The sequence below is a fragment of the Saccharibacillus kuerlensis DSM 22868 genome, assembly GCF_000378145.1.
In the GTDB taxonomy this organism is placed as follows: Bacteria; Bacillota; Bacilli; order Paenibacillales; family Paenibacillaceae; genus Saccharibacillus; species Saccharibacillus kuerlensis.
The window spans coordinates 107,555-119,330 of sequence record NZ_KB899280.1 but is presented as its reverse complement, the minus strand read 5'-3'; the positions used below and the strand labels follow the sequence as shown (position 1 = coordinate 119,330).

The window sequence follows — 11,776 nt, the reverse complement described above, 5'->3', positions numbered from 1 at the left end:
GGGTAGAATTCCTCCTATATTATAGTTTTAAAGTATGAAATTAACGAATTGATTCCGATTCAAGCCAGCGTTCCAGCATTTCAAAAGTCGAAATGGCCGATTTGGTCATTTCGTCCTGCTGCGCTTCGCCTGTACCGGCTTCCATAAGCCGCTCTCGGAAAGAAGACCAGCGGGTACGCGTATCCGAACCATATGCGTTGAAGTAGGCAAGGCCACTTTCCGGATTCATCTGCAAAGTTTGAGACAGCTTTTTGGTAATCATTTGACCACCCATTGTTGATCCTTCAATGACGTAAAAGCAGCCGAGAAGTTTTTCAGGACTCGACAGATCAGGCAGTTCTTCGCAAAGCGGAAGCCCGTTTATTTCTTCAGAAGACATGCCTAATTCGCTCAAATCCTTTTCCAGCATAGGCGTTTTCCTTCTGGTTTCAAGATCATATCTGGAAGCGGCTAATGCCGGTGAAGCTTCGGCTTTTCTTTCGAGCGGCATAATAAATCCATAGAACAGTTCCAGATAACGTCTGTAGGCTTCCAGACTGATTGTTCCATCCATAATGGCTGAAGCGTAAGGATTGGATTCCACACGATCGTGATAAGGTGCGCTTTCGTTTCGCAGCCGTTCTAAAATAGTTGCGGTCATCGGGTTTCTTCTCTCCTTGGGACGTGCCTAAAAAACGACGCGGCGGACATTCTGCCGCCGCGCTTCGCACGAACTCTTTTATTGAATATCAAACGATGCGCCTAATACGACTTACGAAAAATTTTCTTGTTCACAAATGTTTCTATACTAAGAATAACTGATTTCCTTAACAAAAAAAAGTGCGGACCAAGACGACTTTTTGTCGTTTCGGTCCGCAGTATGCCGCTGTTCAATATTCGTGCCATACATCGCGATAGTCAGGATCCCTTTTGAATTGGGCCCGTACATACGAACAGACCGGGAAAATTTGTTTGCCTTCCATGCGCGCTTCTTCAACCAGGCGGTCAAGTAGAAGTTTGGCTACACTGCCTCCCCGATAATCGGGTTCCACATACGTATGATTGGCCATCCAAATGTCTGGGTCCGGTCCCTCGGCATAAGTGATTTCGCCAATGTTCTCACCTGCGCGCTTCAATTTGAAACCGTGGGGTTCGCGGATGAATTCTGCACCTGCAATCAGGGAACCAGCCGGCTCTCTATCCTTGCCTGCGTCTTTCACTTCCGATACTCCTTGTTTGGTTTCTTCTACGGTCGATTTTGCATCTGCAATTCCAAGCTTCAGATAGGAAAGCGAAGCTTTAAATTTAGCTGGCTTTTCTTTCATCTGTTCCTGAACCTGTGCCAAATTCCCCTTTAGCGTATCTACTTCTTCCTTGACGCTGTTCATGGATTGTTTAATTCCGTCCATCGCTTCCTTTGAGTCGCTGATACTGTTTTTGATCGTTTTTAACATAGCCATTTCTTTTCCGCCTCCTTTGTCGCTTATTACCCAATTTCACAGCGAATATAGACCTCACTTGCTCCCGAAATCGAGGAATAACGAAAAATAAAGGGTAATTCCACGTCTGATGAAGATCGAATGAGCTAAGTTCACCACAGCTCGTTTTACAAACTTCGAGAAGATTTTACAGACGTTTTACTTTTCTAAGGCTGAGGTTAATATATTAACAACACCAGCGATGCTTCAAAGCTTCACACAAAAGCAGCCGCAGGTGCCACTCTATAGACTTTCCATCATCCGTAAAGGAGGGACAAGTCCAATGGACTAGGGTAAGCGAAGCATATCGGCCGGGCTCTTATTTGATGAAAGACGAACGTGAAAACGTCTTTCGGAGTACGAGGTATGCGGGAACTCAATTACTCACCGTAGACCATTGAAAAGAAAAAGGTAAGCTGTCAACTCGGAAGATTGAAGACCGCTCGAATGAAAATGAATGAAGATGTTCGTATCTTATCATTGTTCGAAGGGAGCAGGATTCCGATGAAACAGGTAAGCGAAGCGTATCAATGACCGATTTTCACGCATGAAAAACGGATGTGACAACGTTTTTCGTGAGATCGAGGATACGCGGGGAACTCAGAAGATTGAACCTTGGATAACCGGAAAACGCCGACAGCGGAACGAGTTCCGCAACAAGGAGGAGATTCCGATGAAACGGGTCAGCGAAGCATACTGAGTGGTTTCACGTTCAGAAAGCGTTCGTGACAGCACTTTCTGTGGAATCAGGTATGTGGGAAACTCAGAGTCACCCATTAAAAGGTATTAAAGGCGTTATGGTAAAGAAGCATTATGGAAAAAAGTATTTTGGTAAAAAAGCATTATCGAAAAGAAGTATCATGGTAAAATTGAAAAAGTGAAGGTGAAACATTGAAAAAGACCATTGTAGAAGGAAAAAGCGAATTCGAGCGGGGAAACAAACCTTGCAAGAGAGGAGCATGATTCCAATGCAATAGGTTAGGCAGGCAGACCGTAGTTTTCGCACACTGGACAAGAAGATCCAGAAGACGCCTCATGCGGAGACTCAGGGTGTCAAACCAAAGGGAAACTATTGTTCAGAGGAAGAAGCCGTTTCGAGCAGGATTAGACCTTGCGTAGAAAGGAGCAGGATTCCAATGCAATAGCGAAAGCGAAGCATACTGTAACGATTCACACTGAGGGAAGGTGTCCGTGAAAACACTTTTCGTGGGATCGATGTATGCGGGAACTCACCCCCATATGCAAAACGACATGGCACTGCTGCGAATATGCAGCTAGCTCCGATAAGACGGAGTACGGATGCAGGACCCGGGCAAGAAAAAATTAAGGAAACAAACCGCTAAACGATTGACGAAAGCTGTGAAGCATACGCCAATCGGCAAGACTGGAAACACAAGAAAATTGTTCGCCATGTCAAGCATGTGGATTGGATTCATCACCAGGAGGAACGAATAAAATTGAATACTGATTATAACGAATAACCCCCCGCAGTCTTGTTAATTCAAGGATGCGGGGGTATTTGTGTGCTTTAACCAACGTCAAGACCTTCCTCTTCCAACATTTCCTGAAGATCAAATAGCATTACAATTCGATCTTCTGTCTTATACATACCGGTAAAAAAGCTCCCTTTCTTCTTCCCCCGGCTCCGGCCATCCGCAATCAGAGGAGCTTCGGTTCCGACCTTAAGCACTTCGGTTACTTCATCCACGATCAATCCTACTGTCAGGCGTCCCAATTCCGTAACCAATATTCTCTGTTTCGGATCGGGAACGGCTTCGTCGAAACCAAAAGCGAATCTGACATCGAATATCGGCATGATTTTTCCGCGAACCTTCATCATTCCCCTTACGGCGGAATAATAGTCCGACACCGGAACTTCTTCCGGTACGGTTACGATCTGAAGCACATTCTCGATCGGCAGCCCATACTCTTCCCCTTCGATTCTAAAAACGACGTACTGTTCGGTCTGATTATGGAACATCTGACGCAGCCTCCTCATCTTGACTCTTGTCTCTATTATAGGGAAGGCAGCAGTTATTCGAAAGCTAGATCGACCAAATTGGCATAAATTTGCGAAAGAGTCACCTGCCGATCGGTTAGACCCGCTTCAAATACCGATTTGGGCATACCGTAAACGACGCAGCTTTCTTCCGCTTCGGCGATCACCCGTCCTTTAAGATTTTTGACGTCGCGGCATCCTGCCGTTCCGTCCACTCCCATTCCGGTCAAAATGGCCGTAATCAACCTGTCTCCGAATAATGGAGCGGCCGAAGTCAGCAGCACATCGATTGAAGGCTTGTACAAGGCATTCGGCGCCAGATCGGAGCGAATTCTCAGCTGTATGCTTCCGTCTGCTTTGCGTTCCAGAATCGTCTGGAATCCGGCCGGAGCCACGTAAGCTGTACCGGCTTTCAGTATGTCTCCGTCCTGAGCTTCGGAAATATCCAACTCGCAGAGGTTGTTGAAGCGATCCGCAAGAGGTTTTGTAAAGCCCGGCGGCATGTGCTGAACAACAATGACCGGTATCGGGAAATCTTTTGGGAAACGAGGCAGGATCGACTGCAGCGCGGAAGGTCCTCCCGTCGAGCAGCCGATAACCAGCAGATCGGCGGTACGAGCGCGGACGGCTTCCGGCTTTTTTTTTGGCTCGGAAACGACAGGCATAGCTGAACCAGGACGAGAAATTTTAGCGCCTGCCGCTGACTTGACCCGTTCCAGAAAATCCAATACGACAGCCGAACGGTCCGGTTCATGAACCAGTCGGTCTTTCAAAAAGAAGTCAACCGCCCCCAATTGAAGGGCCCGAATCGTCGCTTCCGTTCCGTCGTCGGTCTGTACGCTCAGCATGACAACCGGTACAGGATGATGTTCCATAATGTTCGCCAATGCGGTAATACCGTCCATCTCCGGCATTTCGACATCCATTGTAACGAGATCGGGTTTCAGTCTCTGGATTTTATCGATTGCCTCCCGGCCGTTTCGTGCGATACCGGCGATGAAGAAGTCAGGGTCCGCTTCAAACAGCAGTGTAATCGCACGACGCATAAATGCGGAATCGTCGACGATCAGAACTCCATACTTGCCCATACTGCTCACCCTTTTCTATAGAAGAAAGTATCGTTCTCTTTAACCGTTTCGAAACCGCAGTCCAGCCCTCGAAGTGTTTCCGCATGTCCAAGAAACAAATAGCCGCCCGGCTTAAGCAGACGATGGAAACGATCGACAAGCGTACGGATGGTCTCCATGTCGAAATAGATCATGACATTTCGGCAAAAAATGACGTCTACCGGACCGATCGACTCTACCTGGTCATCATTAAGCAAATTGACTCTGCGAAATTCAACCAGCTCACGAATCGAAGGGTTTACCCGATAACCACCTGTTTCTTCTGTAAAATAAGCTTTCTTCTGCTCATCGCCCGTTCTTCGAAAACATAGTGACGATGCAGAATAAAAAGCTTCTGAAGCTGTTTTGATTACACGCAGGTTGATATCCGAACCGATGATGCTGACCGGATTACGGCGGGTGATTCCATGCTTCTCCAACATCATTCCGAGACTATAAGGTTCTTCTCCCGTCGAACAGGCCGAGCTCCAAATACGGATCTCGCTTCCAGGTGCAGTTCGCTGTGCAATCTTAACCAACTCGTTCAATTGGGCTTCTTCGCGGAAAAAGTACGTTTCGTTAATCGTGACATGCTGCATCAGCACTTCCCATTCAAGCGGGCTGCGTTCCAAAAATTCAAGGTAAGCGGCGCAATCCAGTCCAAGTTCCTTGAATCGCTTGGCAGCCTTAGGCTCCAGCGTAAATAAATTGTTCTGATAATTCAAGCCGCTGTGCAGATAGATCAGATTGGCCAGTCGGACCAGCGGCGTATTCTCTTGAGCGGTCGCGGCATTTAACTTTTCAGACATCATATTTATTGTTCCTTTCCTTAAAATATGGCACAGACCGTCCATAAGGACTTTCTGTGCCAGCTTACGGATCTTCTTTCTATTTCAATTAGTTAAATCTTACGCTGTTCAGAGAGTGTCTAACTGTCTGGGCGCGTTCTGTCGCTTCTGCAAAGCTCTGGCTCATACGACGCAGTTCGTCTGCGAACCGCAGCGTGAACTCTCCCGCTTCCTTCGCTTCGCGAGCCAATTTCCTTCCTTGGTCGCCGGCAAGACGAAGCATATCGGAGGAACCGCTAACCGAACGGAATGCATCGTCCGCACGTTCACCAAGTGCTCGGCTTAGCTGAAGCTGTGCTTCGAACTCCGATTGTTTGCGCGCAGCACGAATGTCCGCAAATGTCTGCTCCAACACTTGAATTTGCTTGATTCGTTCATTGGTTCCGCCTTGAATGACAAGTGCGGATTCGGCAGCCGTAAGGCTCTGCTCTTCCAGTTTGCGAAGATTCGCTTCACGGTTGGCGATCGATTTCACGAGTTCTTCCGCCGCTTGGAACGCTTCTTCGGAACGCTCCCAAGCCGTACCAGCTTCTTGGACCAGACGTCCTGCAGCATCCGAAGCTTGTGCACTGTTGGCAGTCGCCTCTTCAAAGCGTTCGATTACATCCGTTCCGCTGTCAAGCTGTCCGGAGAGAGTCGTGCGGATCAGAACCAGCTTTTCTCTCGCATTTCGAATGCCGGTAACGACCGTTTCCGAAACCGCAACTTGTTCACGAGCCGATGCAGCCACATTCTCCGACTGTTTTGTCACATTTTCGACCGCTTTGACGATTTCACGGCTCTGCTGGGCTTGTTCAACGGCAGCCGAAGTAATCTGTCCGACCTGTTCACGGGCACTGACAATTCCCTGTACAATTTCTTCTACGCTCGCCGCCTGTTCTTTCACGGCTGAAGCAACCATTTCCGCCTGCTCGGATACACTGGAGACTGCAGATGCGATGTTACGGCCCTGCTCAGCCTGCTCTCTCATAGCGGATGTAATCTGTCTGACCTGCTCACGGGCCTCGGCAATTCCTTTTGCAACTTCCTGAGCGGATTCCGCCTGCTCGATCATAGCGCTTGAGACCATTTCCGACTGCTTGGTCACATTCTCGACTGCGGAAACAATTTCGCGGCTCTGCTTGGCCATTTCGACCGCAGCATAAGTCACTTGGCCAACCTGATCACGGGCGTTGATAATGCCTTTGACAATCTCATCAACCGACTGAGCTTGTTCTTTGATCGAAGCTGTCACCATTTCTGCCTGCTTCGTCATGCTGCTTGCAGCTTCGGTCAACATTCTGCCCTGCTTAGCCTGCTCAACTGTTGCAGTCGATACTTGACGAACCTGCTCACGGGCATTGGTAATGCCGAGAATAATATCTTTTACACCGTTAGCCTGTTCGCTTACGGCCATCGTTACCATTTCTGCCTGTCTCGTTACATTTTCAACGGCAGTGACCAATTCCCGGCTCTGCTTGGCCTGCTCAACCGTTGCACTGCTGATTTGACCAACCTGATCGCGAGCATTGACAATCCCTTGGATAATTTCGCCGACACCCATCGACTGTTCCTTGACTGCAGCCGATACCATCTGGGCCTGCTTCGTTACATTTTCAACAGCCTGTGCAATACTTTCCCCCTGCTTGGCTTGCTCGCGCGTAGCCACTGTTACCTGACGAACCTGTTCACGGGCGTTGGAGATGCCTTTGACGATTTCTTCAACCCCCGACGCCTGCTCCTTCGTCGCCAGCGTTACCATCTCTGACTGCTCAACAAGCCTTGAGATCGATTCAACGACAGTCTCGGCTCCTTTTGCCTGTTCAACAGTGGCTGTTGTGATTTGGGACACCTCGCCTGTAATTCGGTCGATTCCGTCTACAATTTTACGGATCGCAACGCCGGCTTCGTCGGCCAGCACCGTTCCCTGTTCGACTTTCTCTGTACCCAGGTCGATCGCTTTAATTGCATCCGATGTTTCGGACTGGATACCTTTGATCAGCTGTGCAATTTCCTTGGTTGCCTTTGCACTGCGCTCGGCCAGCTTACGAACCTCATCTGCCACAACTGCGAAACCTTTTCCATGTTCTCCCGCACGCGCCGCTTCGATAGCCGCATTCAGCGCCAGCAGGTTCGTCTGCTCCGCGATATCATCAATGACTTCAATAATGCTGCCGATCTCCTCCGAGCTTTTGCCCAGATTGAGCATTACGCTGGAAGCCTGGGTAACGACCTCGGCAATTTCTTTCATTCCTTGTACGGATTGTACGATAGACTTTTCTCCGTCTCTCGCATCCGTTCTCACCTCTTCGGCCAAGCCGTTGACCGTTTGGGCATTACGAGCCACCTGCTCAATCGAAGCGGCCATTTGTTCGACGGAAGCGGAGGTATCTCCCGTGTATCGCTGAAGATCTTCCGCATTGCGAGCCACGCTTTTTACCGAACTGCTCATCTGTTCAATCGAAGCGGAAATCTGCTCCACCGAGCTGGCTGTGCTTTCGCTGTTGCCGGCTACCTGTTGAATGGAAGCAACCATTTCTTGAACAGCATCCGTTGTTTCCTTGGCGGAAGCACTTAGACTTTCGGCGTTGTTGGCCACGCCTTGAATAGAATGACTCATTTCCTCGATCGATGCCGAAATTTGTTCCACCGAGCTGGCTGTGCTTTCACTGTTGCCTGCAACCTGCTGAATGGAAGCCGCCATTTCTTGAATTGCGGCAGCCGTTTCTTCTGCGGAAGCCGTCAGACTTTCGGCATTCACTGCTACTCCCTGAATAGAACTGCCCATCTCCTCGATCGATGCGGAAATTTCTTCTACGGAAGCTGTAGTGCTGACCGCATTACCTGCAACCTGCTCGATCGAAACGACCATCTCTTGGACGCCGCCCGTCATTTCCTCTGCGGAAGCTGTCAGGCTTTCCGCGTTAGTTGCGACTCCCTTAACTGAACCGCTCATTTCTTCGATGGAAGCGGAGATCTGCTCTACCGATCCCGCCGTGCTTTCCGCGTTGCCCGCGACCTGCTGAATGGAAGCGGCCATTTCTTGAATCGCAGCAGCCGTTTCTTCTGCAGAGCCGGTCAGACTTTCGGCATTGATCGCAACACCTTTAATGGATGCACCCATTTCTTCGATAGAAGCGGAGATCTGTTCTACCGATCCGACTGTATTTTCCGCGTTGCCTGCAACCTGCTGAATGGAAACGATCATTTCCTGAACAGCTGCGGTCGTTTCCTGAGCGGAAGCCGTCAGGCTTTCACCGTTGACGGCTACTCCTTTGATCGAACTTCCCATCTCTTCGATGGAAGCGGAGATCTGCTCTACCGATCCCGCTGTGCTTTCCGCGTTGCCCGCGACCTGCTGAATGGAAGCCGCCATTTCTTGAATCGCAGCAGCCGTTTCTTCCGCAGAAGCCGTCAGACTCTCGGCACTGTCGGCTGTGCTCTTGATGGAAGCATCCATCGTTTCGATCTGTTCGGAAATACCCTCGACAGAATCCGCTGTACTTTCTGTATGATGCCGCAGCGAAGCCGTTTCGCTGCCGATCTCACGGAATTTGGCGAGCGCCGAAGCAGCGGCTTTCCCTGCTAGAGAGATTTCTTCTTGAACAGATTCCGCATTCGGTTTCAGCGACATCGAAACTCCGGCTGCTATGCTCGCAGCGGCTGCAGCCTGTTTGGCCGTACGCAGATCCTCTTCGTATGACAAGTTCAGATTACGAACCGATGATGCCGTTTGAGAAGAAGCCTCTACCGCCTCATCCGCCTGCTTCACCAGCGAGGAAGCTCCGATACCGGCGAAACGAATACTTTCGGATGCCTCGTCGATCAACCGATCCGCCCTGCGTTCCGCTTCCGCCTGCTGCTCCAACGAGCGATAAAGCTTACCTGATGTTTCTGTCGTATCTTGAAGCGTACGTTTCGTTTTATCCGAATGTCCCGCCAGTTCCTCAAGCGATTCAGCCAGTTCTTTGGCACCGCGTGCGTGGCTTTCCGCCGTACCTGCCTGAACATGCGTACCTTCCGCCAACTGTCCTGCCCGACCTGAAATATCGGTTAAACTGCGATCCAGTGTGTGCGCTTCCTGCGAGGCTTGAACAACATGACGTTCGATGCCCAGTTCGTTAATTCGTTTGGCTGCGATCTTCGATGTGAATCCCATCTTAATTCCCCCTGAAATATACTCAATGTCAATAGACGCTTTGTAAGTTAGACGATCCGGGCAATCTTGCTGTCTGATCAGACCTTTTTATACGGCCAAGCTGTCATGAGGGAGCCCTTTGTCCCTGCTCAACAGACTGAAAATACCAGTAATATCGAGAATCAGTGCCACTCCGCCGTCTCCCAGTATCGTGGCCCCCGATACCCCGTCTACCTTGCCTACATAAGAACCCATCGACTTTACAACGATTTCCTGGTTGCCCACCAACTCGTCAACAACAAGCGCAATTCGCTTTTCCGCTGCGCCCACAATCACAATGAAGACATTATCGTCGCTGCGCACTGCAGGTCTCGGTACATTGAAATGATCGTGTATCCATACTAGAGGAAGCACCTGCTCCCGTATTCGAACGGCCATTTGGCCTTTGATTGAATGAATTTCCTTGCGCGGCAGCCGCATAATTTCGGCAACGCTGCTGATCGGAAGCGCATAAGTCGAATGATGGATCCGGATCAGCAGACCGCGCATGATGGCCAGTGTGAGCGGAAGTTTAATTGTGAACTTGGTCCCTTCGCCCAGCTTTGTTTCCACGTCGATAATGCCATTAAGCTTCTCGATATGACTGCGAACGATATCCATCCCGACTCCGCGTCCCGAAACATCGCTGATTTCCTTGGCAGTCGAGAAACCCGGCGCGAAAATCAAGTGGATCAGCTCCTGCTCAGACATTTGGGCAGCCTGGGTCTCGGTAATCAGCTTCTTGCTCAGCGCCGACTGTTTGATTTTCTCCGCATCGATCCCCCCACCGTCGTCTTCGATGGTGAGCACAACTTGATTTTCTTGATGAGCGGCTTTCAGTCGGATCATTCCTACCTCCGGCTTACCGGATGCCAGACGCTTTCCCCGACCTTCAATGCCGTGATCCGCACTATTGCGCAGGAGGTGAATCAGCGGATCGCCGATCTCTTCGATTACTGTCCGATCCAATTCGGTTTCTTTGCCTTCCAGCAGCAGATTGATCGGCTTGTCAATCTTCTGCGCCAAATCCCGAATCATTCGCGGGAAGCGATTGAAAAGCTGTTCGATCGGCAGCATACGCGTCTTCATTACGCTTTCCTGCAGCTCTCCGACTACTCTGGAAATATGGTTGGCGATACTGTCGAATTCGTCCATGGTATCGTCGGCGTCGCTGCTCACCAGATCTCTCAGCAGCCCCCCCACCTGGGCGATCCTCGTCTGATCGATAACCAGTTCGCCGACAAGATTCATCAGATTTTCCAGCCGATCAACATCGACACGGACACTTTGCCCGGTTACTCTGCGAGGCTCGTCTCCTTCACTCTTAGCGGAGCCGGATATCGCTGGAGCCGTTGATACAGAAAGGCTCTCTTCTTCTGGAGAAGCTTGATTTCCCGCGAATTTAAGCTCTTCGCTCGATGCGGAAGTCTCCGTTCTTCCTGGCTGTTTCAAATGCTCATCCAGCAGCTCAAACCCTTCTACCGGTTCATCTTTCATAACCAATGCCAGATGATCCTCAATATCGACTCTTTCTTTGAGGCAGGCGATCAGGTAAGTTACCTCCAGCGGCCCCATTGCCTCTTCATCGATCTCTTCCAACCCCGGATGCATGGCCACCACTTTCACACATTCTTCCATTCGATTTCTCAAAATAAATGCCCTGGCCATCTTCATCTCACAGCTTTCGGAAATCAGCAGACGAACTGTCCAGCCTCGGAATCCTTCCGCTTTTGCTTCTTCCAGCAGGTCCCTCTCTTTTTGTCCAAAAAGGTCTTGAGCGGACGTCTGCACGGACTGCGGGGCTTGCGTCTGCTTATCCCCGCCAATCAGTTTCTTCAACTGCTCAACGAGCGGGCCGGTGTCACCTTCGCAATCTCCCCGATCTTCAATCTGCTTCTTAAAATCGTTCAGCTGATCGAGACAGAGGAACAGCACATTGATAATCGATTTGTCGACTCCAAGCTTTCCGCCGCGAATCTGATCCAGCACATTTTCCATTTCGTGCGTCAAATTTTTCATCGTTTCAAATCCCATTGCTGCAGAGGAACCTTTCAAGGTATGAGCGGCACGGAAAATGCATTGGATCGTCGCTTCCGCTCCTCCATCCTGTTCCAGCCTTAATACTTCTTGTTCAAGCAGCTGCAGCTGTTCGTCGGCTTCTTCGAGAAAAAACCTCATTAATTCATCACGATTCACATTGCTTGCCTCCC

At 49.9% G+C, this 11,776-nt stretch carries 7 protein-coding genes; all 7 read right to left on the bottom strand.

The features are described from left to right. Positions 1-40: 40 nt before the first annotated feature. Entirely contained in the window at positions 41-640 is a 600-nt protein-coding gene (locus tag F456_RS0106670; protein ID WP_018976230.1) for a biliverdin-producing heme oxygenase, read from the bottom strand. 229 nt (positions 641-869) lie between these two features. Then, positions 870-1,439, bottom strand: coding sequence for a GNAT family N-acetyltransferase (locus tag F456_RS23950; protein ID WP_018976229.1), 570 nt, complete (start codon positions 1,437-1,439; stop codon positions 870-872). A 1,546-nt stretch (positions 1,440-2,985) separates the two neighbouring features. Continuing rightward, positions 2,986-3,438 (bottom strand): chemotaxis protein CheW, encoded by a 453-nt coding sequence (locus F456_RS0106650; RefSeq protein ID WP_018976226.1) that lies wholly within the window; start codon positions 3,436-3,438, stop codon positions 2,986-2,988. 53 nt (positions 3,439-3,491) lie between these two features. Further along, a complete protein-coding gene (locus tag F456_RS0106645) occupies positions 3,492-4,544 on the bottom strand; it encodes a protein-glutamate methylesterase/protein-glutamine glutaminase (protein ID WP_018976225.1) in 1,053 nt (350 codons plus the stop codon). Positions 4,545-4,549: 5 nt separating this feature from the next. After that, positions 4,550-5,374 carry a CheR family methyltransferase gene (locus F456_RS0106640; protein WP_018976224.1) on the bottom strand — a complete coding sequence of 275 codons (825 nt, stop codon included), beginning with the start codon at positions 5,372-5,374 and terminating at the stop codon, positions 4,550-4,552. 85 nt (positions 5,375-5,459) lie between these two features. After that, on the bottom strand, positions 5,460-9,548 hold the full coding sequence (locus tag F456_RS21955) for a methyl-accepting chemotaxis protein (RefSeq protein ID WP_018976223.1): 4,089 nt from the start codon (positions 9,546-9,548) through the stop codon (positions 5,460-5,462). A gap of 87 nt (positions 9,549-9,635) precedes the next feature. Continuing rightward, complete coding sequence (locus F456_RS21950; RefSeq protein ID WP_018976222.1) at positions 9,636-11,762, bottom strand: chemotaxis protein CheA; 2,127 nt, start codon at positions 11,760-11,762, stop codon at positions 9,636-9,638. Positions 11,763-11,776 lie beyond the last annotated feature (14 nt).

What these genes read in the sequence shown, in the direction of transcription:
- F456_RS0106670 (WP_018976230.1), bottom strand. Translation starts at nt 640, where the DNA reads ATGACCGCAACTATTTTAGAACGGCTGCGAAACGAAAGCGCACCTTAT.
- F456_RS23950 (WP_018976229.1), bottom strand. Translation starts at nt 1,439, where the DNA reads ATGGCTATGTTAAAAACGATCAAAAACAGTATCAGCGACTCAAAGGAA.
- F456_RS0106650 (WP_018976226.1), bottom strand. Translation starts at nt 3,438, where the DNA reads ATGTTCCATAATCAGACCGAACAGTACGTCGTTTTTAGAATCGAAGGG.
- F456_RS0106645 (WP_018976225.1), bottom strand. Translation starts at nt 4,544, where the DNA reads ATGGGCAAGTATGGAGTTCTGATCGTCGACGATTCCGCATTTATGCGT.
- F456_RS0106640 (WP_018976224.1), bottom strand. Translation starts at nt 5,374, where the DNA reads ATGATGTCTGAAAAGTTAAATGCCGCGACCGCTCAAGAGAATACGCCG.
- F456_RS21955 (WP_018976223.1), bottom strand. Translation starts at nt 9,548, where the DNA reads ATGGGATTCACATCGAAGATCGCAGCCAAACGAATTAACGAACTGGGC.